Origin of the sequence: Salipiger pentaromativorans (assembly GCF_024721115.1) — a bacterium.
In the GTDB taxonomy this organism is placed as follows: Bacteria; Pseudomonadota; Alphaproteobacteria; order Rhodobacterales; family Rhodobacteraceae; genus Salipiger; species Salipiger pentaromativorans.
On the sequence record NZ_JAMDHK010000006.1, the window covers coordinates 15696 to 41207 of the forward strand.

The 25512-nt window shown below is 62.1% G+C and carries 25 protein-coding genes and 2 pseudogenes; 20 read left to right on the forward strand and 7 right to left on the reverse strand.

Translation table 11 applies throughout. The features are described 5' to 3' along the window. Window positions 1–36 precede the first annotated feature (36 nt). From M4578_RS11450 to M4578_RS11510, 13 genes and pseudogenes are all read left to right on the forward strand, one after another. Window positions 37–528, forward strand: coding sequence for a DUF6878 family protein (locus M4578_RS11450; RefSeq protein ID WP_038070033.1), 492 nt, complete (start codon window positions 37–39; stop codon window positions 526–528). Between the two features lie 10 nt (window positions 529–538). Continuing rightward, window positions 539–682 (forward strand): annotated as a pseudogene (locus M4578_RS11455) (DUF6915 family protein); the annotation flags it as partial. 195 nt (window positions 683–877) lie between these two features. Further along, window positions 878–2299 carry a tyrosine-type recombinase/integrase gene (locus tag M4578_RS11460; RefSeq protein WP_258093545.1) on the forward strand — a complete coding sequence of 474 codons (1422 nt, stop codon included), beginning with the start codon at window positions 878–880 and terminating at the stop codon, window positions 2297–2299. 140 nt (window positions 2300–2439) lie between these two features. After that, a complete protein-coding gene (locus M4578_RS11465; RefSeq protein ID WP_258093546.1) occupies window positions 2440–4122 on the forward strand; it encodes a hypothetical protein in 1683 nt (560 codons plus the stop codon). Window positions 4123–4232: 110 nt separating this feature from the next. After that, window positions 4233–6266, forward strand: a complete 2034-nt coding sequence (locus tag M4578_RS11470; protein ID WP_258093547.1) for a site-specific integrase — start codon at window positions 4233–4235, stop codon at window positions 6264–6266. Then, window positions 6263–6700 (forward strand): helix-turn-helix domain-containing protein, encoded by a 438-nt coding sequence (locus M4578_RS11475; protein WP_258093548.1) that lies wholly within the window; start codon window positions 6263–6265, stop codon window positions 6698–6700. Before M4578_RS11470 ends, M4578_RS11475 begins: the two co-directional genes overlap by 4 nt. 156 nt (window positions 6701–6856) lie before the next feature. Then, a pseudogene (locus M4578_RS11480) lies at window positions 6857–7096 on the forward strand (DUF6915 family protein); the annotation flags it as partial. Window position 7097: 1 nt separating this feature from the next. Beyond that, window positions 7098–7295 (forward strand): hypothetical protein, encoded by a 198-nt coding sequence (locus tag M4578_RS11485; protein ID WP_038070038.1) that lies wholly within the window; start codon window positions 7098–7100, stop codon window positions 7293–7295. A gap of 75 nt (window positions 7296–7370) precedes the next feature. After that, window positions 7371–7790, forward strand: a complete 420-nt coding sequence (locus M4578_RS11490) for a hypothetical protein (RefSeq protein WP_074855011.1) — start codon at window positions 7371–7373, stop codon at window positions 7788–7790. After that, on the forward strand, window positions 7783–8427 hold the full coding sequence (locus M4578_RS11495; RefSeq protein WP_043872315.1) for a hypothetical protein: 645 nt from the start codon (window positions 7783–7785) through the stop codon (window positions 8425–8427). Before M4578_RS11490 ends, M4578_RS11495 begins: the two co-directional genes overlap by 8 nt. A gap of 65 nt (window positions 8428–8492) precedes the next feature. Beyond that, a complete protein-coding gene (locus M4578_RS11500; RefSeq protein ID WP_028095451.1) occupies window positions 8493–8894 on the forward strand; it encodes an MbcA/ParS/Xre antitoxin family protein in 402 nt (133 codons plus the stop codon). Next, window positions 8891–9592 carry an RES family NAD+ phosphorylase gene (locus M4578_RS11505; RefSeq protein WP_078542905.1) on the forward strand — a complete coding sequence of 234 codons (702 nt, stop codon included), beginning with the start codon at window positions 8891–8893 and terminating at the stop codon, window positions 9590–9592. Before M4578_RS11500 ends, M4578_RS11505 begins: the two co-directional genes overlap by 4 nt. A gap of 36 nt (window positions 9593–9628) precedes the next feature. Further along, window positions 9629–9805 carry a type II toxin-antitoxin system TacA family antitoxin gene (locus M4578_RS11510; protein WP_018065915.1) on the forward strand — a complete coding sequence of 59 codons (177 nt, stop codon included), beginning with the start codon at window positions 9629–9631 and terminating at the stop codon, window positions 9803–9805. A gap of 82 nt (window positions 9806–9887) precedes the next feature. Here M4578_RS11510 and M4578_RS11515 read toward each other — a convergent pair whose 3' ends face one another. The 3 genes from M4578_RS11515 to M4578_RS11525 all read right to left on the reverse strand — a co-directional run bounded on the left by M4578_RS11515 (window position 9888) and on the right by M4578_RS11525 (window position 12269). Next, window positions 9888–10805, reverse strand: coding sequence for a nucleotidyl transferase AbiEii/AbiGii toxin family protein (locus tag M4578_RS11515; RefSeq protein WP_038070225.1), 918 nt, complete (start codon window positions 10803–10805; stop codon window positions 9888–9890). Beyond that, window positions 10795–11607, reverse strand: coding sequence for a type IV toxin-antitoxin system AbiEi family antitoxin domain-containing protein (locus tag M4578_RS11520; protein WP_038070221.1), 813 nt, complete (start codon window positions 11605–11607; stop codon window positions 10795–10797). The genes M4578_RS11515 and M4578_RS11520 overlap by 11 nt, the downstream gene beginning before the upstream one ends. A gap of 365 nt (window positions 11608–11972) precedes the next feature. Beyond that, on the reverse strand, window positions 11973–12269 hold the full coding sequence (locus M4578_RS11525) for a hypothetical protein (protein ID WP_038070220.1): 297 nt from the start codon (window positions 12267–12269) through the stop codon (window positions 11973–11975). 177 nt (window positions 12270–12446) lie between these two features. Here M4578_RS11525 and M4578_RS11530 point away from each other — a divergent pair, with 177 nt between their 5' ends. From M4578_RS11530 to M4578_RS11560, 7 genes are all read left to right on the forward strand, one after another. Next, entirely contained in the window at window positions 12447–16841 is a 4395-nt protein-coding gene (locus tag M4578_RS11530; protein ID WP_258093549.1) for a bifunctional class I SAM-dependent methyltransferase/DEAD/DEAH box helicase, read from the forward strand. A 3-nt stretch (window positions 16842–16844) separates the two neighbouring features. Then, window positions 16845–17876 (forward strand): DUF7146 domain-containing protein, encoded by a 1032-nt coding sequence (locus M4578_RS11535; protein ID WP_258093550.1) that lies wholly within the window; start codon window positions 16845–16847, stop codon window positions 17874–17876. Between the two features lie 364 nt (window positions 17877–18240). Continuing rightward, the gene (locus tag M4578_RS11540; RefSeq protein ID WP_258093551.1) at window positions 18241–19173 is read left to right on the forward strand and encodes a DUF2493 domain-containing protein; all 933 of its coding nucleotides are present in this window, start codon (window positions 18241–18243) and stop codon (window positions 19171–19173) included. Window positions 19174–19257: 84 nt separating this feature from the next. Further along, window positions 19258–19542, forward strand: a complete 285-nt coding sequence (locus M4578_RS11545) for a WGR domain-containing protein (RefSeq protein WP_258093552.1) — start codon at window positions 19258–19260, stop codon at window positions 19540–19542. A 55-nt stretch (window positions 19543–19597) separates the two neighbouring features. Next, window positions 19598–20932: a hypothetical protein gene (locus tag M4578_RS11550; RefSeq protein WP_038073763.1), complete on the forward strand. Its 1335-nt coding sequence runs from the start codon at window positions 19598–19600 to the stop codon at window positions 20930–20932. A 3-nt stretch (window positions 20933–20935) separates the two neighbouring features. After that, window positions 20936–21274 carry an antitoxin Xre/MbcA/ParS toxin-binding domain-containing protein gene (locus M4578_RS11555; RefSeq protein WP_038073762.1) on the forward strand — a complete coding sequence of 113 codons (339 nt, stop codon included), beginning with the start codon at window positions 20936–20938 and terminating at the stop codon, window positions 21272–21274. 9 nt (window positions 21275–21283) lie between these two features. Continuing rightward, entirely contained in the window at window positions 21284–21832 is a 549-nt protein-coding gene (locus tag M4578_RS11560; RefSeq protein WP_119400499.1) for an RES family NAD+ phosphorylase, read from the forward strand. 140 nt (window positions 21833–21972) lie between these two features. On the opposite strand, the gene M4578_RS11565 is transcribed toward M4578_RS11560, so the two are convergent. The 4 genes from M4578_RS11565 to M4578_RS11580 form a co-directional block, all read right to left on the reverse strand. After that, entirely contained in the window at window positions 21973–23085 is a 1113-nt protein-coding gene (locus M4578_RS11565; RefSeq protein WP_078572079.1) for a Fic family protein, read from the reverse strand. A gap of 120 nt (window positions 23086–23205) precedes the next feature. Further along, window positions 23206–23445, reverse strand: a complete 240-nt coding sequence (locus M4578_RS11570; RefSeq protein ID WP_038147482.1) for a hypothetical protein — start codon at window positions 23443–23445, stop codon at window positions 23206–23208. Window positions 23446–23606: 161 nt separating this feature from the next. Beyond that, window positions 23607–24248 carry a hypothetical protein gene (locus M4578_RS11575; RefSeq protein WP_258093553.1) on the reverse strand — a complete coding sequence of 214 codons (642 nt, stop codon included), beginning with the start codon at window positions 24246–24248 and terminating at the stop codon, window positions 23607–23609. Window positions 24249–24258: 10 nt separating this feature from the next. Further along, window positions 24259–24978 carry a nucleotide-binding protein gene (locus M4578_RS11580; protein ID WP_078572077.1) on the reverse strand — a complete coding sequence of 240 codons (720 nt, stop codon included), beginning with the start codon at window positions 24976–24978 and terminating at the stop codon, window positions 24259–24261. Window positions 24979–25512 lie beyond the last annotated feature (534 nt).

A 25512-nucleotide genomic window follows, 5' to 3' on the forward strand; every position in this document is an offset into this window, starting at 1 on the left:
GGGGTTCAGATCCTTTCCCTCATTTCGGAGTTTCCAATGTCCAATATCGAACCCACCCTGGCCGCGCCGATGGCGCCGTCCAGGATTGATTTCGCCGCCGTGCTGGCTCGGCAGTCCGAGCGTGACGCGCGGATCGCAGCTTTGCGTCCGGCCAACAAGGAGCGCCTCTTCGATGGCCTGACTGCCGCGGGCATCACCCATGTGACCGTGACCTTCGATGGGGCCGGGGACAGCGGCCAGATCGAAAGCATCGGCGCGTGGTCCGGGGAGACCGCCGTCGATTTCCCCGCGACCGAGATCGACTACGCCGCGCTGACCTCGGACGACCCCGAGGTCGAGATGCGGCAGCTCTCGCTCGAAGATGTCGTCGAGCAACTGGCCTACGACTTCCTCTCCGACACCCATGGTGGCTGGGAGAACAACGACGGTGCCTGGGGCGAGTTCTGCTTCGACGCGGCCGCCCGCTGCATCCACCTTGAGTTCAACGAGCGCTTCACCTCGTCTGAACTCTACACACACGATTTCTGAGGGGGCGGCGATGGCACATCCCTATCACCACGCCCTGTCCTCGGTGAAAAAATGGGGCGGCACGGTCGACGATTTCATGGCGGTGCATGCCTGGTTCGACCAGAGCAAGGAGATTACTGCGGACTTCCGGCACCGGGCTTTACGCCACCATGCCTTATCCTGACTCTATGGAAGCGTCTTATTCCTGTGCATGGTGCGGGTTATGCGGAACCTTAGGATTGAGAGATGAGCCAGCCCCGGCCCGCTCTCCATCAAAAGGGCCGTAGGGACGGGGCTGGCGGCGCTTCGGTTTTAGCGCGACTGGAGTCGCGGGCGTCGTTTGCTGGACGCGAACGCCTTTGGAGGATGGATGACGCAGCTTTATTTCACCGACGGATCGGCGCTGCGCGCGCCCGTTTCGGTCGAAGGCGTTCCGGCCGATCTTTCCGAGTCCCTGACGGAGGCCGCTGGCAAGATCGACCTGATGGATGGCATGCCCTTCTTACTGGATCGGGACGGAAGCTACTTGCATGACGTGAACCGGTTCTTTCGCGCCTGTCCGACCATGGGGGTGCGTTCGCGGCACAGTTTGCGCGCCTACGCCCATGACATCTTCGTCTGGATGCGGTTTCTGGAAGAACGGCGTGGTGGAAAGCAGCTTTGGCGTGCCGATTACAATGATGTCATCGCGTTTCATCATGCACGGCGTTTGTCGGATGCACCGTTCCGGATTTCGGCATCCAGCTGGAACAGGGCGATCGCGGCGCTCGACAAACTGTATCGGTGGGCGCTCGAAGAGGGCCTGATCGCATCCTCGCCGTTTCGATACGACCTGTCCTTTCGTCATGGTCATGGGCGAGGAACGCCGAAGGTGGTTGAGGGGAACAGGGCGCGGGAACGTGCCGCGCGCCCGCATGACATGCAATTCGTCGATCTCGGGCGCTACCTCGTATTCCGGGATATCGGCCTGAGGGGTAAATTGCCGGACGGGTCCGAGGACCCAGCCTGGCGCGGCCGCAATGGCGAGCGGAATGCCGTTTTCGCGGAACTGCTCGTCACGACAGGCATGCGCCTCGGCGAGGCCGGTAGCCTGATCATCGACGAACTGCCCCGGCTGATCTCCGACAGCCCGCGGATACTTCCTTTCGATCTGCCGGCCGTGATCACCAAGGGCGAACGCCCGCGACGCATCCGGTTGCCGCGCCGGGTGCTCAAGCAGATCGGGGATTACGTCGATATCGAGCGCCGGATTGCCGCCGCCAAGGCGCCGCCTCGTCCGGCCGTCCCCTTTGTATTGTCACCCGATGGCCGCAACGCCTTTGATGACAGTGGTCGGCGCATCGCGCTGACCAGGCTCCGTCCGCAAGACCGCCAACGGCTGCTGCGATCACCTGATGGGATGCCTGAACACGCATCGCTCTGGCTCACGGAACGCGGCCAGCCCGTGTCGTCGGGTACTTGGGAGGTAGCGTTTCGTAGGGCAAGCCAGCGGTGCCAGGCTTTCGGCCTCGATATCACCGTCACACCGCACATGTTGCGGCACACCTTTGCGGTCAACATGTTGTCGATGCTGATCCGCGAACAGGTGGGCAGGATCTTCAACCCGACCGATGCGCACGGTGCTGCCTATCGGCAGATGCTTGGCGATCCGCTCCGCCATCTCCAGCACCTCCTCGGCCACGCGAACATCGCTAGCACCTACATCTATCTCGACAGCCTTGCCGAGGCGCAGGAACTCGTCGATGCGGCGGCGGATCGCTGGACCGACGAACTCATGGCGGACGATCGATGACCGGCAGAGCCCGCGTCTCACAGCCCCGCCCAGGGCGACGCGCGAGTTTTCCTGACAATCTTTCCGATCCCGGTCCCGCGGCCGCCATTGCCATCACCGCCCGCCGTTTCGAGATTACCTTGGCCGGACGGACTGCGACGATGGACCTGACGCGTTTGCCGGGTCGCAATTCGCTTGCACGGGCCTTCACGCTGGCACTCTGGCAGGCATGTCAGGTCGGTGGCCCTGCCGGCACCGTCCGCACCGCCATGTCATTGGCCGAAGCCATCCATCGGTTCTGGCGCTATCTCGATGCGACAGACTCATCCGTACAGGCGCTTGCCGAGATTGATGTCGCTACCATCGAAGGCTTCGACGCCTGGATGGATGAGCGCGGGCAGCATCCCAACCATCGCCGCCACCAGATGGGAGATGTAGTGATGCTGCTGCGGTTGGCGGATGCGGGCGAACCAGGCCGCCTTTCCGAAGAGGCTTCCCGCCGATTATTCTATGTCAGTACGCGCCCGGGTGTTCCACCGCGCCCGCGCGATGCCTACAGCGACAGTGTCCGGGTGGCCTTGAAGGTGGCCGCACGTGCCGATGTTGCAGCGATCATGCAGCGATTCCGTCCGGCGCTTGAACAGGAGTGCGAGACACGCATCGACCGGCTGGAGATGGACGCCTTCGCGGAGATCGACCGTGTCGGTTTCATTACCGTCAAGAACGACCTTTTTCGTCAACTCTACGGGGCACGGAACTATGCAGGGATTTCGAATGAGGGGCTGAGCGACAGGATGCATGGCACGCGGCATCTGCTCCTCGGCGACCTGATTGCTCTGTTCGTTCTGCTATCGCTGGCGACCGGTCTCGAGATCGAGGCGATTAAAACCTTGCGAGCCGATTGTCTCAAAAACCCTTCCAATGGCTATGTCGAGATTGAGTATTGCAAGCGCCGCGCCCGTCATGCCGAGTGGAAGCGGCTGCGGGTTCGGGACGGAGGGTCAGGCACCCCGGGCGGCCTCCTGCGCCTCGCAATTCAGTGGACCGCAACGGCGCGCGGTCATCTCAAGAGCGAGCAGCTTTTCACGTATTACTGCCGCGGCCGCCTGACCGATGTCGTTCTGCCGATGCAATCCGCTAGAAAGGTCTGGGTCAAACATCACGGGTTGCAGGATGATTACGGGAAGCCGTTGAAGCTCTGCCTCTCGTGTTTGCGCAAGACCCACAAGGCTGCGTGGTATAGCAAGACCGGCGGTCAGCTGCGCCGGTTTGCGGTTGGACATACCGTCGAGGTTGCTGCGAACCACTATGGGGACATTCCCGCCTTGCGGCCGATACACGAAGCTACCATCGCCGAGGCGCTGATGGACGCTGTCGAAGATGCGTTGCAGCCTACCGTGTTGACCCCGGAGGCCGAGGTCGAAGTCTTGGCAGCTCCGTCTTCGGCTCAGCCCGGTTTTCCGGAGGGCTTGGCGACCGATGTTCCCGCATTGCTGGCAGGCGAACAGGATGTATGGCTGGCAAGCTGTTCCGGCTTCTACAGCAGCCCGTTCGCCACGTCGGGAGAGGCCTGCCCGGTGCCGTTCTGGGGCTGCCTCGAATGCCACAACGGCGTCATCACCACTCGCAAGCTTCCCGCGCTGATGGCGTTTCTGGATTTCGTGGTGGACCAGCGCAAGGTTTTGTCCGAAGCAGATTGGCAGGCGAAGTTCGGGCGGGTCCACCACAGGATCTCTGCGCAGATATTGCCGCAATTTTCTGAGCCCGATTTAGCCGCCGCGCGTGCCCTCACGGCCAGTCAATCGGCACAGATCTACCTTCCCCCGGAGGCGGGTCTCGCATGAGAGCAAATCCAGACTTCACGACCGCTAGGCCATCGCTGCCATCGGCAATCCATCCCGACGACACCGACATCCTCGCAGGCAGACCGCTCAGACCGGGATCGGAGCGGTCGATGCTGTCCCGCTTCGGCGACGATGTCTGGGATCTCAGTCCGGCGATGTTTCGCGCCAACGCGCGTCCGGCAGCGTTTCGCGTGGACTTCGGCGCCATCGAAGACCCCGCGCTTCGACGGCTCGCCAAGGAGTATATGTTTGCCCGCCTTCAGGCGCCTCTGCGCAGCTACCGGGGCCCTTGCGGCCCCTCGACCGCCAAGGGCACATTGCTGTTCCTGCGCCATTTCGGAGAGTTCCTGCACGATCGTATCGGTTCCGTCGAACTGGCGCGCGTCGACCAGCAAGTGCTGGACGCGTATCTGGCGCATCTGGGGGCAGACGGCGCACGTTCATCGCAACAGATCCGTCTCTATGTCGATGTCCCCATCGACCTCCATCATTTTGGGCCATGGGTGACCGGGGGCGGCATTCCCTTCCTGCCCTGGGGTGGGCGCACGGCAAGCAATGTCAGCGGTCGGAGCCGGACGAGCTCGGAGAACACCACGCCGCGCATCCCCGAACCGGTCATCGGCGCACTGCTCCACTGGTCGATGCGATACGTCGATGTGTTCGCTCCGGATATCCTCGCGGCGCGCGAAGAGCTGGATCGCCTTAAAGCCAGCGCTGCCCAGATTATTGCCGAGGATGCGCGCCAGACCCGCCACGAACGGTTTCGCTACCGTCTTCGTACCTGGCTCGAGGCCCGTCGGGCGGAAGGGCGGGGCATACCAATCTGGGAGCGCCGTCCAAACACCACCCGCGGTGTCCCCGATGTTAGGGAAGGCAATGCGTATAATTTCAGGCTGATGTGCCTTCAGATCGGCTGTCCTCAAACGGGGAACCTCAGTAGTTCCACCGCGACCGTGAGGATGCTGGACCAGATGGCGGGTGGGATGGGAACCGAGGTCGGCGGAATGGATACCCCGATCACCCTCGATCCCGATACCGGCCTGCCCTGGCGGGAGCGTTTCGACACGGACAGCCTGCCACATGAAGAGCAGATGCTGCAGGCGGCCTGCTACATCGTCTGCGCGTATCTGACGGGGATGCGCGACAGCGAGTTGCAGGACATGGAGCCGGACTGCGTTTCGGTTGAACGCAGTGCTGACAACCTGATCGAGCGCTATCGGGTACGCAGCAACGTCTATAAGCACCGCGAGGCGGCGGGTGTTTCTGCCGATTGGATCACTATCGCGCCGGTCGCCCGAGCGGTCGATGCTTTGGAAGTCCTGTCACGGCGCGCACGCGGCGAGCGCGACCTGAGATCTCTTTGGGTCTCGTTGAAGCCTTGGGACTGGACGGCGGATTACCTTGCCGCGCAGGCGTCGCCGATCATCAAGATGTTCCGCGACGGTCTGGATGCAAAGGTCGCAAACCCGCCCGCAATTCCACATGTCGACGGACGCCCCTGGCATTTCAGCACCCGCCAGTTCCGGCGCACCATCGCATGGTACATCGCGAACCGCCCTTTCGGCGTGATTGCCGGAAAGATCCAGTACAAGCATGCCTCCGTGGCGATGTTCGAGGGCTATGCCGGTGCGCCGCACGGAGATTTTCGCCGGGCGGTCGAGCAGGAACGCGCCCTTGGCCAATTGGACGATGTGGTCGCCTATTATGAGGCCTACCTGCAGGGTGACGAGCCCGGCGGACCGGCTTCGTCCCGTCTCAAGCAGGAGTTCGACCACGTCCGGGACACCCTCGGTGATCTGCCCGGGCGCATCCTCGACCAGAAACGCCTTCGAACGATGCTGGCGCATCTTGGAAAGACGCTGCATGTCGGATTTCTGAACGATTGCTTCTTTGAGCCCGCCAGCGCCCTCTGCCTGCGGCCCGACGACAAGCCGGAGGCCCCGGTGATTTCGCGTTGCAGCCCTGACCGCTGCCCCAATTCCTGCCTGACCACGCGCCATGTCGCGCCCTGGCGGGCCTCGATCGAGGAGGGCGAGCGCCTCCTGCAGGGCAACACCCTGTCGGCATTTCAGAAGGTCGCAATCGCGCAGGACAATGATCGAAAGCGCCGACTGATCGCGCACTTGGAGGACCCAAAGCTATGACATGGCCCGTCAGTCAGAAGACCGAAGACGCCTTGCGCGCCGCCATGAAGCGGCTGCTCGAAGGAGCCTTAGAGCATACCGACGGGCGCCTCAGTGTCGCCAATCTCGCGCGCGAGGCCGGCGTCAGCCGCGCCACAGCCAACCGGGCCACTGCCGTTCTTGCGGAATTTCGTGCGGCAGAGGCGCGGTTCCGGTCGGGATCAGTCGCGGGATTGAAAGCCCGTATCCGTGAACTCGAAGCCGAGCTGAGGGCCGCCCGCGGCGGCGAACTGGCAGAGCTGCGCGCGACCGTCAAAACCCTAGCGCAACAAATCCAGGTACTCGCGCTGAAGGGTGAAGAACAACGCCGCCTGATTGCGGTTCTTGAAGCACAGATCGCGCGGGCCGACCCGAAAGTCCTGCCGTTCAGTCCGCCGTCCCAGGGCGGCATCTGAAGTCATGATCAGGGAGAGGAAGAGGTGAGCTGGGTTGGGGTGAAACAGGGATGAGAAGAGAGGGAGCCCCCATGAACCGTCTCACCGATGCCACTCGGGAAAACCCCAATGATGGCAAAGAGTTTTCAAAAAGAGACAACTTGACTGTCCAGATAACACACGGAGGGCATCTTCATGGCCGAGACGATTTTCGGGCAGACCCTCACGCTCTCGACCGGGCGCATCATCCCGACCCGCTGGGTCGGGGAACAGCATGTGAAGGAAGACCTCGGCTTCATCCCGAGCTTCGCCGACTGGGTAAAGGCGATCCGGCCCGAACCCTGGATGGGCCGGGCCGAACGGATCGAGGCACAAGTCGATCCGCATCTCGCCTCGCCCGTGGTCGAGGTTACCTGACATGACCGACCCAGCCTATCAGCGCCTCGGGCTGCCAGCGACCGCTTCGTCCTTTGCCGTCCTGCGCGCGGCGGCCCGGGCGCTGCACCCCGACACACGCGCTGTTTGCGGCCTCCGGACCGCGCGCAAGCGTTTCTACCGGCAAATGCTCTGCGCGCATGCCGCACGAAAGGCGGCAGACGACACGTCGATCGGCTGATCGCTCCCGGCCGACCCTTCATCCCGATTCAGTACCCGGCCTCTTGGCCGGGTCTTCCCCATTAAGGAGGTTCCCATGGCAGATTACTTCACCCATTTCTCGTGCCTGCTCGACGTCGGCAGCCCCGACAAGGCTGCCCGTGCACTCGCGCTGTTCCAGGAACTGCGCGCTGCGGATCAGGACGCCGACGACCCGGATGTCGCGGGCTTCGATCTCATGCGCCAGGACGCGCCCGAGGGCAGCAGCCTCTGGATCCATGATGACGGGAACGGCGATGTCGAAGCCGTCATCCGCTTCGTCCTGCGTCTTGCTGAAGAGCTCGACCTCACCGGCCCTTGGGGGTTCCAGTATTCTCTGACCTGCTCTCGGCCACGACTCGACGCCTTTGGTGGCGGCGCGCATGTCATCGATCTCGGTGCGCGCAAATCCATCGGCTGGTCCAGCACGCAAGAATGGCTGGCCGCCGCATTGAACGGGGAGGACATCGATGCCTGAGGTGATCTGCACCACCGTCTACCAGTTCCCCGAACTCTCGGATGCCGCCAAGGAGAAGGCCCGCAACTGGTATCGCGACCTTGGACCCCACGACGACTGGTGGGATGCGGTCTATGAGGATTTCGAGCGGGTCTGCGAAATCCTCGGCATCTGCCTGAAGACCACCGCCGTCCGCCTGATGGGTGGCGGGGCGCGGGCCAAGCCTTGCATCTGGTTTTCCGGTTTCTGGAGCCAGGGCGACGGCGCCTGCTTCGAGGGCTACTGGTCCCACGCCAAGGGCGCGGCCACGCGCATCCGGGACTACGCCCCGACCGACGCGACGCTGCATGGCATCGCCGACCGTCTGCAGGCCATCCAGCGGCGAAACTTCTACCAACTCGCCGCCGAGGCCAGCCACCGTGGCCGCTACTACCATGAATACACCATGTCGATCGACGTCACGCGGGACAGCCCGAGGTGGCAGCCGCCGACCGAGGACGCCGAGGAGCTCGTGACCGAGGCGCTGCGCGATCTGGCCCGCTGGCTCTACCGCCAGCTTGAAGCCGAATACGACCACCTTACCTCGGACGAGGCCATCGAGGAGGGGATCATCGTCAACGAGTATACGTTCACGGAAGGAGGGCGGCGGTTCGGGTAACAGTGATCAACGCGCAAGGTTCATTTGATCTTTACAGTAAGTCCATATGGACTATATTGAAGCCAATGGAGGACGCCATGTACGTTGCAGAGAAAATCCGGGAACCCGCACAGATCAACGCCGTCGCGTTGAAAGCTTATGCACGCGTGGCCGATGCTTGGGGTCTCAGTCTCAAGGAAGCGGCTGGCCTTGCCGACATGTCAGAGAGCACGTGGAAGCGCGCCAAGAAGCCGGATTTCGCTGGGGAGCTCACCAAGGACCAACTGCTGCGGCTCAGCGCTGTAATTGGCATCTTCAAGTCGCTTGAACTCTACTTTTCGGAGCCTCTGGCAAAAAGCTGGTTCACCCGACCGAACAAGGGGCCGCTCTTTGGTGGAAGCCGACCAGTCGACACCGCCATCGACGGGGGTTTGCCGCAGATCCTCGCGGTTCGGACCTATCTTGATGCGTTGCGTGGTGGGGCATGAAGCAGACCGAGATTTCCGATCGCGGTCTCGTTCGTCTCCTGCCCGCCACCTACCACAAGCCACCATCGCTGCGCGGTCTCGTCGATACCGATGACGAGATGGAGATCTTGGCAGAGATCGAGGGCCTGACCAGTGGACGTCTACAGGCCGAACGCGGGCGCAACCCGCATCTGGACCCGCGCGAACTCGCTTGGCAACGCCGCAGCCGCGATCTGCGCATCTATGGGGACAGTCACGTCAACGCAGCCTTCACTTACACCCGCGCCGGCGGAAACCGCTTCAACGCCGAGGAGCGCGGCGCTTGGTACTGCGCATGGGATGTGATGGTTTCTGTCAGCGAAGTGGCCTGGCACCGCACACGCGAACTCGGCTTTACCGGCAGCTTCCACGACAGCGCCCGCTATGTGGAATTGCTGGCCGACTTCATCGGCGTCTTCAACGACATGACCGATGAGGCAGGTCATCCGGCGCTGCATCCGGATCCGGCTGTCGGGTATCCCGAGGGCCAAAGCCTGGCACAGCATCTGCGTCGGGGCGGATCCAAGGGCCTGATTTACCCTTCGGTCCGGGCTCCTGCACCGGGCGGGAATTGCCTGGTCTGCTTCGAGCCCCACGCAATTCAGAACGTTCGTCCGGGCGCGTCTTGGGATCTTGTTTGGGATGGGACACCGCACTACTCGATTGCGGCTGTCAGCTAATCCGCAAAACCGTAATTGCCCCGGAGGCCTATAAGGATGGCAACGCCTGATATTGAAAGCCCTGACCGCACCGATCTCAAGCAGATCGACCATGCGCACTTCTTTGAAGCGATGGACTCGCCGCCTTTGCCGACCGAAGCACTGCGCTCTGCCTTTCGTCGGGCGAAAACGCGGTCATTTCAGCGAAACACAGGGCTTGGAAGCGCCGACTGAGTTCACCCGTCTTCGGCGCCTCCCATCGACGCGATGAGGACGGCCAACGCAAAGCGCCCCTCACGACGGTGATGGCCGTGGCTCAACCCAGGAGCTTCAACAAGGCGTCGCGCTGCGCTGCGTGCTTTTCGGGGTTGTCGCGCTTCAGTTTGTTCAGGTTGAGAAGTTTCCACTTCACGGCCGGTAGGTCAGCGGCCTGCGAACGGTCGATCGCCGCGAAGTCAGGCTCGCCGTCCTGAAGCGTCAGGAGGAACTGCCTCGCCTTGTCATCGAGCCTCGATTGCAGATCGGCGACCAACTTGAGGCGCGTCGCCAAAAGCGTAGCGAGCGGGACGGGTGTTCTGGTCATGCCTTCGAATTCCCGCGCGTAGGGTTGCTCGAGATCGATCAGGTTCGGATCGAGAAGCTCATGCGCCGGTCGTGGCGAACTGGCGACATAGATCAGGAAGGTGTGGAAGAGGTCCTGCGTCAGTCCCTCGTTTTCGTAAAGGAGCGTGACGTCGTAGAGATCCCGGGGATGCTGCCTGTCCAGGGCGGCGTGCAGCTTGCCAGCGAACAGATCCTCGAACGAGACGATCTGCATTTCGGCATAGCCATAGGCATCCTCCACGGCGGCAGATACGGTCCGGACTTCCGGGTCGTGGACTACGCCCCGGGTCACGGGCGAGGTTTCGATCTTGATCTCGGCATTCCCGAGGCGCGCCAGGAGCCGGGTGGCTCCGCCGCCGCCCCCTTGGATGCGCTGAGTTTTTGCCCCGCGGATACCGGTCTCGATGGAAGCCGCGATGCGATCCATCGCGGCGTTGATCTCGTCCAGGCTCTCGGCGCGTTCCTTGATTGGCAGGTAGGTCAGGTCGATGTCGACCGACAGCCGAGGCAGGTCGCGGTAGAAGAGGTTGATGGCCGTCCCGCCCTTGAGCGCGAAGACGCTTTCGCCCGCGACATTGGGCAGGACGCGCACCAGGAGCGCAACCTGGGCTTCATAGGTCTCACGCGCCATTTTCGGCCTCCGGTTTCACGAATTCTTCTGGCACCATGATCCGATAGCGCGGGTGGATCTTGCCGCCCTGGATCAAGGCTCGGTCGCCGCTTCCGAGGTCGAATGCCTGCGGGTCGATCCGTTTGCGCCAGGGATGATCGTGGCGGTCCGCGAAGACGAAGAACAGGCGCTTGACCTTGATTTTCTGGCACGCTTGCAGGAGGTCGGAAATCAGCCTTGGGCGCAGGGTTGTCAGGCTCTCGAAGACCATGTCGAGCGTGTGGAAACTCTCATGGTGGGGCAACTCGTCCATGGCTTCCAGGATTGCGCGCTCCGGCGTCGACATCGTCAGACCCCAGTCCCATGGCAGGCCAGAATTCTTGCCCTCGATCACGCCCAGCTTCGGATCGGTGAACAAGGAACGGGGGCGGATACTGAAAGGGGCATCCGTCGGCAGTTTGATCAGCCAGTTCGGGACCTTGTCCCCATAGACCCAGACTGGAGCGCTTTCCCCCAGGCGGAGGTAATGGGCATGTCCTTGTTCACCGAGTGCCGTTGTGCTCCCGACATGCAGATCATGACCCATGATATGTTGCATCGAAAGGATGCAGGTCTTCCAGTCGATGCTGTTGGACGCCTGCATATTCGGGACTGGTCGGCGGAAGACACCGCGTGCGATGCGCTCCAGCCAGCCGCGTTTCACATAGTCACGGAAGCTCTCATAGGCGATGCCCTGCGAGACGAGCCATGCCGCGTCGACCAGATACCCGGCGGGTACGGCATCGAGCACTTTCTTCAGATTCTGTGACCTTGCGGTGTCCATGATACCTAAAGTGATAGATTTTCAAAGAGACATCTACAGTTTTCTTTGATGAAAATGCTTTTCCTGCGTTATGGACGCTCCTATCTCACCATTTCCAAAGAACTTAGGGACTAGCCCCAAGGGGAGGGAGATCTGAAGACGCTGGGTTGAGAGACGGCTACGACTTGCGGTGGTTACCGAAGGTCGCAGCGGTGCACCTCCCGGCGTGCCGCCGGAACCAGACCTTGGTCCTTCGGACAGGAGCTTGACCGAGGCTGATGTCCCGAAGGTCCAGTCTGCCAACCTACAGCTTGGCAGCTGCGCTCGGTTTGCCAAACCGCGGTATGGCAGAATCTCCGGCAGGTCGGAGCCAGCCGGTGCCGTTCTCACCTGTTCCCGTCGATCCACTTCGACATGAGCCCCCTGTCGCGAAAGCATTCGTCCGGAACGGCGCGCCTTTTGATCCGGGCGAGTTTCTCAGCGAAGGCCACCTGCTTGGACGTGGGCAGCCGGTCCATGTCCGATACCGGTTTCAGCTGGGCCTGAGCCTCGATCCAGGCGCTCAAAGATCGCCGGTCTTGCTGAACCTCCCAGGGCAGGAGCGTCCGGTTGCGCAGGGCGAGCGACCGCGCATAGGCAATCTGCTTGGGCGTTGCGGGCAGGGCGTGCTTGGTGCTTTCCATGGTGGAACCCCCTTTCTGACTTGGCTCTGAGCATAGAACATAACAAGAACAAAATCAAGCCAAGCGTCGGGAACACCTTGGTGCGAAAGGGAGAGAGGGGCCGGGAAAGATCAGGTCCGAGGCTGCCCGAGAGAGGGTGTCCGGGCCTGATCCTGTCCTTCATTCCGGAGTTTCCCGATGACCCACCTTGCCCCCGTTGCGCAGGCGTCCTTGCCTGCGCCCATTGTCCCGTTGGCAGCAAATCCCGCCCCTGCGATCGTTGCTGTTGCCGAAGCGCTGCAGCCCGATCTGGCGCAAGGGCTTCAGATCGACGCGCTGCGCCTGCGCCGCGAGATGGAACATGCCTTTGGCGGTTCCGATGCGACCGGTGCTTGGGACTGGAAGCTCGCCTATGAGGCCGGCGAGGTGGCGCTGGTTCTGTTCTTGCGGAAATTCGGCCGCGCCCTTCTCGCCCGGGCGGGCTCGCCTGCGGCGCTCTTGCCGATCCTCGCCAAGGTGGCAGGCCTCTTGCCCACGCACACCCGGCGGTCGGAAGAGATGGAGCGCTTTCAGCAATTCTCGACGCCGCTGCCCATGGGGCTCGCGGCTGTGGCGGCAGCACAGATCACGCCCTATGATCTTGTCCTAGAGCCGTCTGCCGGGACCGGGCTTCTGGCGATCCTCGCCGAGATCGCCGGCGGCGCTCTGGCTCTCAACGAGTTGGCGGACACCCGCGCCGACCTTCTTCGCTTGCTGTTCCCGGGCCGACCGGTCACGGGGTTTGATGCCGCGCAGATCGACGATCATCTCGATGCCTGCTCAAGCCCGAGCGTCATTCTGATGAACCCGCCTTTCTCGGCCCAAGCCAATGTCGATGGTCGGTCGACCGAGGCGACCGCCCGACATCTGCGCTCGGCCCTTGCGCGCTTAGTTCCCGGCGGACGGCTCGTGGCCATCACAGGGGCCGGTTTCGCGCCGGATGCGCCGGCCTGGGCCGAGACCTTCGGCCGTCTGACCGAGACCGCCCATCTCGTCTTCACCGGCGCGGTGTCGGGCGCCGCTTTCGCCAAGCACGGCACCAGCTTCGAGACGCGGATTTCTGTCTTCGACAAATGCCGCGGCGGCGAGCCGGGCGGCACCACCGCAGACCTGCGCCAACCCATGTCTAGGGACGTGGCGCATCTGATGTCCCGGGTCACTGCCGAGGTTCCGCCGCGCCTCAAACTGGATCCAGCTCCTGCTGCGGGGCAGGGCCATTCTTCCCCCTTTCCGGGAAATTTTCACCTCACCACCCGCAAACCCGCCAGCCGATCGCACGCGACCTCTGCAGCCAATCCGGCGAAGCCTGAAACCCAGATTGAGGCCGAGGAACTGGACTACGCTCTCCGCGACGCCGCCGAGGACGAAGACGCGACACGGCTGTCCGACGCGATCTACGAGACCTTCCGTCTGCAGGCTATCGACATCCCAGACGCCGCATCGCACCCGACCAAGCTTGTGCAATCGGCGGCCATGGCCTCTGTCGCACCTCCGAAACCCTCCTATCGCCCCAAGCTTCCGGCGGCCATCCTGCGCGACGGCCTGTTGTCCGACGCGCAGCTTGAGACTGTCATCTACGCGGGGGAGGCGCATGGCGCGCATCTCACTGGGTCTTGGACCGTCGATGAAACCGGAGACGTGGTCTCCGCTGCACCGGACGATGCCGCTGACGCCGTCCGCTTCCGCCGCGGCTTTTTCCTCGGCGATGGCACCGGGGCGGGCAAGGGCCGCCAGTCGGCCGGGATCCTGCTCGACAACTGGTGCCAAGGCCGCCGCAAGGCGCTCTGGATCTCGAAGAGCGACAAGCTTCTCGAGGATGCGCAGCGCGACTGGTCCGCACTCGGCCAGGAGCGGCTGCTTGTCACGCCCCTCTCGCGCTTCGCGCAGGGCCGCGACATCCCGCTCTCCGAGGGCATTCTCTTCACCACCTACGCCACGCTGCGCTCCGAAGAGCGGGGGACCAAGAAGTCCCGCGTCGACCAGATCGTCGACTGGCTCGGGGCGGATTTCGACGGAGTGATCCTCTTCGACGAAAGCCATGCCATGGCGAATGCCGCCGGCGGCAAAGGCGAGCGGGGCGAAACACAAGCCTCGCAGCAGGGCAGGGCGGGCCTGCGCCTGCAGCACAAACTTCCGAATGCCCGCGTGGTCTATGTCTCGGCCACGGGCGCGACGACGGTCCACAACCTCGCTTATGCTCAGCGTCTCGGTCTCTGGGGCGGGGAGGATTTTCCATTTGCTACCCGCGCCGAGTTTGTCGAAGCCATCGAGGCTGGCGGCGTCGCGGCGATGGAGGTTCTGGCCCGTGACCTCCGGGCGCTCGGTCTCTACACGGCGCGGTCGCTTTCCTATGACGGTGTCGAATACGAGATGCTGGAGCACGCGCTCAGCTTCGAGCAGCGCGGCATTTACGATGCCTATGCCGGGGCCTTCGCCATCATCCACAACAACCTGACCGCGGCGCTGGAAGCCGCGAACATTTCTGGCGCGGCCGACGGGCCGAGCGGGTCGGGCACGCTGAACCGCCAGGCGAAATCCGCTGCGCGGTCAGCCTTCGAGTCCGCCAAGCAGCGTTTCTTCGGCCATTTGCTCACCTCGATGAAGACCCCCACGCTGATTTCCAGCATTGAGGCCGATCTGGCTGCGGGCCATGCGGCGGTCATCCAGATCGTCTCGACGGGTGAGGCACTGATGGAACGCCGCCTGTCGGAGATCCCAACCGACGAATGGAACGACATCCGCTGTGACATCACGCCAAGGGAATATGTCCTGGATTACCTCGCCCATTCCTTTCCGGTGCAACTCTACGAGCCCTTCACCGACAGCGAGGGCAACCTCTCGTCTCGGCCCGTGACACGAGACGGTCAGCCGGTCGACTGCCGCGAGGCCGTCCGCCGTCGTGACGCGCTGATCGAAAAGCTGGCCTCGCTGCCGCCGGTCCCTGGTGCGCTCGACCAGATCGTCCAGCGCTTCGGCACGGATCTCGTGGCCGAGGTCACGGGGCGTTCACGGCGCATCGTGCGCAAGGGCGAAGGGCATTCGGCACGGCTCGTGGTGGAGAACCGGGCCGGAGCCGCGAACCTCACGGAGACCCAAGCCTTCATGGATGACGAAAAACGTATCCTGATCTTCTCGGATGCCGGCGGCACCGGGCGCAGCTATCATGCTGATCTCGGAGCGAAGAACCAGCGCTTGCGGGTCCACTACCTCTTGGAACCCGGCTGGAAGGCTGATGCTGCAATCCAGGGTCTCGGGCGCACCAACCGGACCAATCAGGCGCAGCCGCCGCTCTTCCGGCCGGTCGCCACCGATGTGAAAGCGGAGAAGCGGTTCCTGTCGACCATCGCGCGCCGCCTCGACACGCTCGGGGCCATCACGCGCGGCCAGCGCCAGACCGGGGGGCAGGGGCTTTTCCGCCCCGAAGACAACCTCGAGTCGCCTTACGCCCGCGATGCCCTGCGCCAGCTTTACCGCCGCATCTATCGCGGCGATCTGGCCGGATGTTCGCTCGGGGCTTTCGAGGATGCGACCGGGCTCAGCCTGACCGATGACAACGGGCTGAAGGATGACCTGCCGCCGATCACGACCTTCCTCAATCGCCTGCTGGCGCTGACGATCGACATGCAGGCCGTGCTGTTCGCGGGTTTCGAGGAGCTGCTCGATCAGCAAATTGAGGGCGCCATCGCCGCCGGGGTCTATGATCTCGGGCTCGAGACACTCCGTGCCGAGAGCTTCCGGGTGACCGACGCACAGGTCATCTACACCCATCCGGGCTCCGGTGCGGAAACCCAGCTTCTCACCATCGCGGAAAAACGGCGCAACAAGCCGACCTCCCTCGCGGATGCGCTCGACTGGCTCGATGACCCGAAGGCGCGGCTTCTGGTCAACAGCCGCTCCGGCCGCGCGGCGGTGCAGGTGCCCGCCACCAGCCTGATGCTGGATGATGGCACCATCGAGCCGCGCCTGCGCCTGATCCGCCCGACCGAGGCGAGCACGGTTCCCGCCAGGATCATGGAGGACACCCACTGGCTCGAGGCCGACCGCGCGGCCTTCTCCGCAGCCTGGACCGGGGAACTGGCCGAGGTGCCGGAGTTCTCCGAAGCCACGCTGCACATCGTGGCAGGTCTGCTGCTGCCGATCTGGAAGCAGCTCCCCCAGGACGAAACCCGTGTCTATCGCCTGCAGACCGATGACGGCCAGCGTATCATCGGACGCCGTGTCTCGCCTGCCTGGGTCGCGACCACGCTGGCCGCCGATGCGCCCAAGCTCTCGGCCGCGCAGGTCCATGCCCTCGTTCTGGAGGGCAAGACCGTGGTGTGCCTGTCCGAAGGGATGGAATTGCACCGCTCGCGCGTCATGGGTGCGAACCGGATCGAACTCTCGGGCTTCTCGGAGGCAGCCAAGGATCGGCTCAAGGCCGATGGCTTCTTCTCCGAGATTATTAGTTGGAAGCTTCGGCTGTTTTGCCCGACCGACGCCGATGGCGTCGCGATACTGGATCGTCTGCTTGCACGTTGTCCTGTCGCAAGGCTACATGATCGCGGAGGTTGTTGACCCATGTATTCCGAGACCGAAGACCTCGTGCGCGATCTGGCAGAAAATGCCGAAGGCGTCTGTCGTGCCTACCTTCCCGCCGGACGGCGGGAAGGATCCTACTGGATCGTCGGCGATCTGCAGAACAATCCTGGCCGGTCGCTCTTCGTGCGGTTGACGGGCCCTGCGTCGGGACCAGGGGCTGCGGGCAAGTTTACGGATGGGGCCACAGGCGAGCATGGCGATCTCCTGGACATCATCCGCGCCCGGACGGGGATCACGCGCTTCCCCGACCTTCTCGCCGAGGCCCGAGCGCATCTTGGCCGTCCGCAGCCGGTCGTCCCGGATAGGCAAGAGCCGAGGAAGGCCAAGGCGCCCGGTGGCACTCCTGCGGCGGCGGCGCGCTTGTTTGCTGCCTCGAACCCGATCACAGGCACGCTTGCTGAGACCTACCTCCGTTCCCGAGGCATCACCCAATTCGGGGCGAACGGCGCCTTACGCTTCCACCCGAAGTGCTGGCATCGGGAAGAGGGGCAGACCCGGAGCATCCCCAGACCGGCGATGATCGCGGCGGTTACCGATGGGGCAGGGGCCGTGCAGGGCGTGCATCGCACCTGGCTGGCGCCTGACGGACAGGGGAAGGCGGCAGTGAATCCAGAGCGTCGGGCTATGGGTCACCTCCTCGGCAATGCTGTCAGGCTCACCCCGCACGATGCCATCCTCGTCGTCGGCGAAGGCATCGAGACCATGCTGTCCCTGTCCGAGGCGATCCCCGGCCTTCCCGTCTGGGCGGCGCTCTCTTCGGGTCACCTCGGGGCGGTCCTGCTGCCAGAGGGTCTGAAGCGCCTCTACATCGCGATCGATCGCGATCCGGCCGGGCAGCGCGCGGCAGAGAAGTTGAGCGCCATAGCCACCGAGGTCGGGATTGGTTGCCATGTGCTGGAACCGCGGCTCGGGGATTTCAACGATGACCTCCGGGCGAACGGCAAGGACGCGCTGCGCCAGCATCTGGCAGGGCAGATCGGGCCAGAGGATCGGCATCGCCTGCTCAGCTGAGCTGTATCGCGCAGGGGGGGCTGGGAGTGCGGGGCAGGGGGCTGCATCCCAGTCGTGGCTCTGGTTCGTCGTCCTCACCCCATCCCGGGCGTTGCGCATCCACCCGTCAGCCCTGCGCGGCCTTCAAGAGATGGGCAGGCCGTCAAAGCGGTTGCCCCTGCAAGGTCGGCAGGGAACCTATTTCCGCCAGCGGCAGAGCCGCCTTTGCATCGCGAAACAAATAGCTTCCCTGCCGACCTCCTCCACGCTGTTCCGGCCCCGGTGAAGCCGGGGTGAAGGGGCAACCGCCCCGACGGCTCGGGTCTGCCCATGAAGGCCGCGCGGGATGACGCACGGACGAGACAGGCCCGGAGGCAAGAAACCGATGACGATCCATACCCACGACGACGCGTATGAACCCGCCCATATCGCATCCCAGACCGCCCATGCGCTCGACGAGCTCCAGCTCTACGGCTATCGCCCCTTCGACGAGCCCGATCCGCGCCCGATGCCCGATGGGCAGCGCCTCGCCGTCGCCGTCGCCGACATCTTCGACGCCCTCGTCGCGACCCTGGAAGACACCCGTATGGAACCCGACCTCGAAGAGGTGCTCTGGGGCCAGGTCAACCTCTTCCACCGCGCCACGGCCCGGATCGAGCGGACGCTCGATGAGAACGAGCAGGCGCAGCGCCGCCTCCAGCGCGAGCAGGACGGCTCCGAAGTGAAGTCCGTCGAACTCGAGCGCCTGACGGCCGAAGGCCTGACTCTCGTTGAACGGCGCAACTGCATGGACATGATGCGCGATCACGCCGCCACCGAGTTCGTCCATCACACGGGATCGACCTGGCGCCCCCGCACCGGCTCGATGGTGAACCGCCAGCACATGACCGCCGCTCTGATCGACAGCCGCGATTTCCTGGCCGCCAAGCGCCGCGCCGAGACCGAAGTGATGTTGCCGGCAGGCCCCAAGGTCGCCCTCACTGGCGGGACCGATTTCAACGATCACCGCCTGATCTGGGGCAAGCTCGACCAGGTCCGGACCAAGTATCCCGACATGGTCCTCCTGCATGGTGGCAGCCCCAAAGGCGCAGAACTCATCGCCGCCAAATGGGCTGAAGCCAGGGGCGTGACGCAGGTCGCCTTCAAGCCTGACTGGACCAAGCACGCCAAGGCCGCGCCCTTCAAACGAAACGATGCGTTGCTGGATGTACTCCCGGTCGGGGTCCTTGTCTTCCCCGGAACCGGTATCCAGGAAAACCTCGCCGACAAGGCCAAGAAGCTGGGCATCCCGGTCATGAAGTTCGAGAAGGGGGCGTGAGCCCCCGACTTCAATCCGGGACAGAACATTGTGGAAACGTCGAAGAGCGCTTGATATTGTGGTCTGGAGAGAGGTGCCAACAACATGTTCGACACATCGCAGCAAATGGAAGTGTTCCCGACGACGGTCGATCTCAAGCGGATCGACCCGTCTCTGAACATGCGCCGCTTCTATCGAATGAGCGTTCAGCCGGACCTGTTTGGCGGCGCATGCCTTGTGCGGGAATGGGGCCGTATCGGGTTTCGAGGGCAGATGCTGATAGAACGGCATGATGACGAGGGAAGGGCTGTCACGGCACTCATGAAGCTCGCGGCGACGAAGGAGCGGCGAGGTTATCGGTTGCTTGATAGAGTGAATGCCAAGGATTGACATTCCATATCAGTTTCACTATTTAAATTTGTGAAACTGATATGGAACAAGCGCCATGACCAAGGTTGTCGTCCCATTTCCGAAAGGCCAGCGACTGCGTTCGCCGTTAGCGCAGTTCTTCCGTGTCGGAGACTCTCACAACAAGTTTGCCGAGATGTACGCGTCCGGGGGGCTGCCTGCTTCTCGAGTTGTCTTTGACGCCGCACGCCTCAACCGACAGACTGCTCTAGCGAAAGAGTTAAAAGTTGAAGGTGTTGAGATCACGATCGACACCGGAGCGGCCGAACTGTCGAGCTTGGCGCGACATAGGACGTTTGTGCGTAACTCCCCATGGTTGGTCGAGGCTCCGATGTCTCCCTTGGGGCCGGACGCATTTACTACAGAGGTCATCGAGCGCATCGCGGAAATGGTGGTTGCGGTCGGTGCGGATCGCGTGCTGGCTCCGAGTCACTTCTTGGGCGATCCGAAATTTGACGGATGGCTCAAGGTCGATGCGGCTGCGTGTTCGGCCCTCCGATTGGCGCTTGATCGTTTGGGGGGAGGCCAGGTCCGGATCGACTACCCGGTTATACAAAGCGTTCAAGGATTGGTGGATCCCGCGTCGCGGAAGGCGCTTGCCGAGACCCTTTCGATCCTTCCCGTCGATGCGATTTGGATGCGCCTTTCCGGTCTCGGGAAGGAGCCAGGTCCGCAAAAGGTTCGGTCTTTGATACGGATGCTCAGCGGTTTCCACAATATGGGGAAGCCTGTCATTTTGGACTACTGTTCTGGTTTGAACGCGGAGGCTACCGAAGCATTCGGTGTGGCTTCTGGCTCCGCGAGCGGAATTCTCGAGTTGGACCAGTTCAACGCACGTGATTGGCACAAACCCCCAGAAGAGCCCGATCCCGATGCGCAGTTCGGTCGGCGTAGCATTGTTCAGGTACCGGGTCTTGGTCGGGGCTTTTATGCACACGAGTTTGAATTGCTAGCCAAGTCTCGCGGTGGCCGGAAGCTGCTTCTTCAAAGCGAGTTCGTTTCCGTTTCCAGTGTCGAGGAAATGGTAAGAACTCGAAAGCAGGTACAGGCACTTCACTTGGTGCGCTCACAAGAAGCGCTTCAGTCTGTACCGGACCTCAACCGAGCAGGGCATTTTTTGTCAAAGACGATGGCGGATGCCGAGCGCAGGGCAAAAGATGTCAGCTTCCTCAAGCCCACTGAAGCTCAAGCCCAGGCGGCGGGTGTCGACTTGCCAAGTCTGCTCAAGCGGACCAGAGGACACGCAGAGACGATGGGCAAGGTTGCAGACGCGCTTGAAAAGCTCCATGAGGAGCGCGGAACAGAGTCACCGCGAGTTCGGGCTTGCGACTTCAATGTCGATATTGCCCTGCGTCGTGGCGATCAGAGGTAAGAAATGCAAAGTGCAGTGTCACGCTACATAGGCGAACTCGCCGACATCGGGGGCCTTAAAGGAACCGATATCGCAAATATTACGGATGTCTCCAAAGCTACGGTGTCGCGTTGGAAGGCTGGTGATATCAAACCGCAACCAAAGAACGAACTGATTCTGTCCGACCTCTATTACGTCGTCGGCCGTCTCAATGAATACTACACGCCGGACGAGGTTCGCGCCTGGTTGTACGCGCGGCACCCGCAACTTGGCGGCGAGCGCGCCATGGATCTTATTCATAATGATCGCTCGCTCGAGGTTCTGGCCGTTATCGACCGGCTGGACAATGATGTTTATGTGTAGGTTCGATGAATGGTTAAAGCTCGACGCGACAACCGGCTGATCGACGCGATTGAGGCAATCGAGCCAGTCGTTTTTGAGGGCAATGTTTGGCGCTTGGTTCGTGACGGACGAGACCCGCTGTTGTGCAGCGCGTCGGGAGGTCGGTGGGACGACGGAACCTTCGATGTGCTCTATACCTCAACGTCTCGGTCGGGCGCTCTGGAAGAGATGCGCTTTCATTTGATGCGCGGCCAACCGATTATGCCGAGTAAAGTTAAGTACCGCATGTTCGAGATCGAACTTCTACTTGAACGGGCGCTGCGATTTGTGGATCTTGACGCGCTTTCCGACGTTGGGTTGAACACGGAGACGTTCGGTCGTCTTTCCTATGAGCAAAAGAACGACGAATATCCTCGTACTCAGGAGATTGGTGAAGTCGCACACTTCCTAGATTTCGATGGCCTGATTGTCCCATCAGCTCGATCCGACACAAACAACGCTGTTGTGTTCTGCGACAAGGTAAGATCGCTGCCCGAGTCCACTCTCAGGGATCACGGCCTCGTGGACTGGGAAAAATGATCCAACTCGATAAAGAGCTTAACCTTCTTGGCTGACAAATTGGGTATGAGGGTTCCGATTAGCTATCCCTGCTTGCAAAGATAGATGTTACATAAAACGAATTATCGGATTTTTGATAAATTGTTGTTTTCATGCAATTTTTATTCACTCCAGTCGAGTTTCAACCAGTATCGCGTGTGCCGCCGCTTGCCGGTTCGAGCGAGCACGCCCTTCTCGACCAGATCCTGCAGATCGCGGGTCGCGGTCGCGCGTGAGGTTCCGGTGATCTTGAGGTAGTTGTCGGCGCTGAGGCCGCCTTTGAAACCGCCAGGGCCTTCCCGAAACATTCGAGCGATGGCCTTGGCCTGTCGTTCGTTCAACTGGTCTCTGTGACGATCGTAGAAGTGTGCCTTGCTGATGAAGAAGCCGACGCGGTCGAGTGTTGCCTGTTGCGCCTTCAAGACAACTTCCGCGAACCAGACGAGCCAATCGGTCACGTCGAGCGTTTTTTGATGCTGCTCGAGCTGGTCGTAGTATGCCTTGCGCTCCTTCTCGATGGTGAAGGCGAGCGAGATGAGGGTCGGCTGGCCAATGTTCTGCGCCAGCGACTTTTCAGCGAGGGCGCGACCCAAGCGTCCGTTGCCGTCTTCGAAGGGATGGATGCTCTCGAAATAGAGGTGGCTTAGCCCTGCGCGCGTCAGCGCTGGAAGCGGCTCTGCTCCCCCCGGCCCGGTCTTGTTGTACCAATCCGCGTATCGCTCCATCTCAGGCATGACCCGCTCCGAGGGAGGCGCTTCGAAATGGATCGTGGGCCGGTCAAGGCGGCCGGAAACGATTTGCATCGCCTCGGCGTGTTGTCGGTAGGCCCCGATGGTTTCCAACCGACGGTCATGGGACAGGAGCATCCGATGCCAGCGGTACAGTGTCTCATGGGTCAGCGGCTCTGCAAAACTGGAATAGACGTCGACCATCATTTCCGCGACGCCCTGTTCGCGCGGTTTGGCAGGGTAGCTGTCCGGATCGAGGCCCAGGTGGCGGCGCAGCGAAGACTGGACACTGAGCCGATCGAGGATTTCACCCTCGATGGCGCTCGTCTGCATCGCTTCCTCGCTGAGCAGTTCGATGCGGAGTTGCTCGCGCTCCGGCTGGCTGACATGATGGACCGCGCCGAGGATTTCTCCGGACGACAGCAGGAACGACTGCTCAAACGGCTCCAGAGCGGAGGCGTCATACCGGAAATCCGGCCAATCAGGCAGCGTCCAGTTCCAAGCCATGAGTTATAGACATCCTTTCTATAACTCACATCTAGATCACTTCTGAGGCATAGAAGTCAACTCTATCGCTCAAAGGACCTGCGGGATGGGGTGGCCCACAAACCGACGCGAGACCTTGAGCTAGGCCTTTTCAAGGTGCGTCAGATCTTGCTGACGCGGTCTGGGGATCTTTGGATCGACAGGGTTCTGTTCCGGCGCTGGAATGAATGGCTCATAGCGAACGTCCGCCATGGCACCGTCGAACCAGGCAGGCTGCACGTCACCATTGTTCCATTGGTAAAGGTAGCCAACCAGATTTTCAGATGTCTTGCAGAGGATGCGCATGATCGGTTCGCCAGTCAGGCGGGGCTTCGTGTTCATAATGCGTTCCTCCAAAATGGACCTCGTAACTCGTCACCACTGAGGTCTGAAATTCCCTATGACGCTCATTAGCGCCACGCTTTCCGCAACTGCAAGGCGAGCTTCGGCCGGTGGGCGAAAATCCACCGGCGAAATGCAAGTTATCTTTTCAGATAGGTCTCTTACGGTGCGTGCGGTTCATGCGGTGATGCAGCGCGAACCGCAATTTCTTCCAAGATTTTGTCGATCTCGCCCCATATGCGTGGTTCCATCTGGCCACGGATCAGGGCCCATTTACTCAAGACGTCGAGGGGGTCGTGGTCCCGGAGGAGGACACCCAGGCTGGCCGCATCGACTGCCAGAGATGTACGGGCCTGCCACTGCGTGTTTCGAGTGCGCCGCTCCTCCGCGATTGGCGCGAAGACCGGCGACAGTTGCCAGCCTTTGACTGCACGGCGCAGGGCGGCGCGCACCACATGTGCTGGCTCGACACCACAAGCCTGCAGCGCTGCTTCCTGTCGTTCGAGTGCGTTGACCCTGATGTCGATCTTCCGGGTGGGGCTCAAAGCGCGCGCCGATACGGGAGCTCTCAGGCTGGTATGCGGGTCTGAGCTTTTCGCGGTGACTTGGTGCGGCGCCACGGCACCTTCCGGCACAAGCTCTGACCCGTGCCGATCCGCGTCAACGTCAGCGGCTGGGGTGCCTGTCTTTGTTGCTGTGACCTGTGCCTCATCTTCCTTCCCGGGAATCTCGCGGTCACCCTGTTGCAGGGTGGCGGCGTAGGCTGGGTCGGGCCTAGTGATGGTCGGGATCTTCTTGCGCAATCGACTGTCCTCACGCAGCAAGAATATTGTTGAGGATGTCCGTCGCCTCCTCGAGCGCCTCGACGACATGACGTACATGTGGGCGCATCAGAGGGTTTGGATCAGATTGCTTTTCCAGCGCCAAGGCGTGGAGAAGCCCCTTCTGATCCATCTCCTTGTAAGTGTTTCGTCGCATCATGACGGTCTCAATCACCGGAAAACGGGTGAGCGCTTCTTCAATCAGGGCGGCGTCAGCACGGGTCGTTTTCGGGTCGACCAGGTTGAGGACGACGTGGTGGCGCGGAAGGCTGGAGGGGTCGTCAACACGGGATTTCAGTTTCTCAAACCAATCAGAAGTCTGCGCTCCGACATCGAAATCAGACGTTGACAGCATGACGGGCGTCACAATGTGGTCCGCAAGCACCGCGATGCCGTCTGACCATTCGGCCCCGACCCCTGCGGTATCGATGAAGATGAAGTCTGCCGTGCCTGCCATGTAGACCTGATCGATCTGATCCTCGACACCCGCCACGCTTTCGACGGTGGCCGAACAGAGAAGCGGCGAACTCAGCCCACCGGCTTCCGCCCGAGCATGCCAGGCCCCGAGTACCCTCGTGCTGTCCGTGTCGATCAACATCACTCTGCGTCCGGCGGCGATCGCGGCGCTGATCAAGGCGCGCGAAAGCGTCGTTTTTCCACTGCCCCCTTTCCGGGCCATCGCTGCGATCACCACAAGATTTTCGTTCGGCATTCTGATCCTCCGCAAAAATAGTGAATCGCAACGATAATACCAAAATGTCGCTAAGCGCATGAGGCGGAGGGGTCAAGCAGAAGTCGGGATGCGACCCGCGTCTGGCATGCTGCGGGCGGCGTTGTGCGATAACCGTGCAACGTCTGCCGTGGCGCCTTCAGCATTCGTCGCGGGGCACGACACACCCTCCAAATGTCGGGATGCGCTTGGCGATGTGCTGCGGACGGAATGCAGGTGACGGATAGCGCGCTCCAGACGCCGGGAGGCAGCCTCGCGTATGTCGTTCTGCGGGTGACGCGAGACGGTCAGCACGCGGCAAAACCCGTCTTGCGGGGTGCAAGAGACGGGGCGCGAAAGACGCGATGCGCGATGCGGAGACCGCATCGCGTGGTGCAATGAGCGCGAAGCGCGATCCATTTGACAAGGGACGGGAAATCGCCCCTGCAGGGCAATTTTCTACATTGAGTACAAGCCCTTATGGCCGACGCCACTTGCGTTGGGAGTCGGCGGGCTTGTACGAAGTTGGCAAGAAAT

Coding starts and splice junctions, on each gene's coding strand:
- M4578_RS11495 (WP_043872315.1), top strand. CDS start 7,783: ATGCCTGAGGTGATCTGCACCACCGTCTACCAGTTCCCCGAACTCTCG.
- M4578_RS11500 (WP_028095451.1), top strand. CDS start 8,493: ATGGAGGACGCCATGTACGTTGCAGAGAAAATCCGGGAACCCGCACAG.
- M4578_RS11525 (WP_038070220.1), bottom strand. CDS start 12,269: ATGGAAAGCACCAAGCACGCCCTGCCCGCAACGCCCAAGCAGATTGCC.
- M4578_RS11550 (WP_038073763.1), top strand. CDS start 19,598: ATGACCAAGGTTGTCGTCCCATTTCCGAAAGGCCAGCGACTGCGTTCG.
- M4578_RS11505 (WP_078542905.1), top strand. CDS start 8,891: ATGAAGCAGACCGAGATTTCCGATCGCGGTCTCGTTCGTCTCCTGCCC.
- M4578_RS11510 (WP_018065915.1), top strand. CDS start 9,629: ATGGCAACGCCTGATATTGAAAGCCCTGACCGCACCGATCTCAAGCAG.
- M4578_RS11490 (WP_074855011.1), top strand. CDS start 7,371: ATGGCAGATTACTTCACCCATTTCTCGTGCCTGCTCGACGTCGGCAGC.
- M4578_RS11530 (WP_258093549.1), top strand. CDS start 12,447: ATGACCCACCTTGCCCCCGTTGCGCAGGCGTCCTTGCCTGCGCCCATT.
- M4578_RS11565 (WP_078572079.1), bottom strand. CDS start 23,085: ATGGCTTGGAACTGGACGCTGCCTGATTGGCCGGATTTCCGGTATGAC.
- M4578_RS11555 (WP_038073762.1), top strand. CDS start 20,936: ATGCAAAGTGCAGTGTCACGCTACATAGGCGAACTCGCCGACATCGGG.
- M4578_RS11460 (WP_258093545.1), top strand. CDS start 878: ATGACGCAGCTTTATTTCACCGACGGATCGGCGCTGCGCGCGCCCGTT.
- M4578_RS11515 (WP_038070225.1), bottom strand. CDS start 10,805: ATGGCGCGTGAGACCTATGAAGCCCAGGTTGCGCTCCTGGTGCGCGTC.
- M4578_RS11545 (WP_258093552.1), top strand. CDS start 19,258: ATGTTCGACACATCGCAGCAAATGGAAGTGTTCCCGACGACGGTCGAT.
- M4578_RS11450 (WP_038070033.1), top strand. CDS start 37: ATGTCCAATATCGAACCCACCCTGGCCGCGCCGATGGCGCCGTCCAGG.
- M4578_RS11485 (WP_038070038.1), top strand. CDS start 7,098: ATGACCGACCCAGCCTATCAGCGCCTCGGGCTGCCAGCGACCGCTTCG.
- M4578_RS11535 (WP_258093550.1), top strand. CDS start 16,845: ATGTATTCCGAGACCGAAGACCTCGTGCGCGATCTGGCAGAAAATGCC.
- M4578_RS11540 (WP_258093551.1), top strand. CDS start 18,241: ATGACGATCCATACCCACGACGACGCGTATGAACCCGCCCATATCGCA.
- M4578_RS11475 (WP_258093548.1), top strand. CDS start 6,263: ATGACATGGCCCGTCAGTCAGAAGACCGAAGACGCCTTGCGCGCCGCC.
- M4578_RS11570 (WP_038147482.1), bottom strand. CDS start 23,445: ATGAACACGAAGCCCCGCCTGACTGGCGAACCGATCATGCGCATCCTC.
- M4578_RS11580 (WP_078572077.1), bottom strand. CDS start 24,978: ATGCCGAACGAAAATCTTGTGGTGATCGCAGCGATGGCCCGGAAAGGG.
- M4578_RS11520 (WP_038070221.1), bottom strand. CDS start 11,607: ATGGACACCGCAAGGTCACAGAATCTGAAGAAAGTGCTCGATGCCGTA.
- M4578_RS11470 (WP_258093547.1), top strand. CDS start 4,233: ATGCTGTCCCGCTTCGGCGACGATGTCTGGGATCTCAGTCCGGCGATG.
- M4578_RS11560 (WP_119400499.1), top strand. CDS start 21,284: ATGGTTAAAGCTCGACGCGACAACCGGCTGATCGACGCGATTGAGGCA.
- M4578_RS11465 (WP_258093546.1), top strand. CDS start 2,440: ATGGACCTGACGCGTTTGCCGGGTCGCAATTCGCTTGCACGGGCCTTC.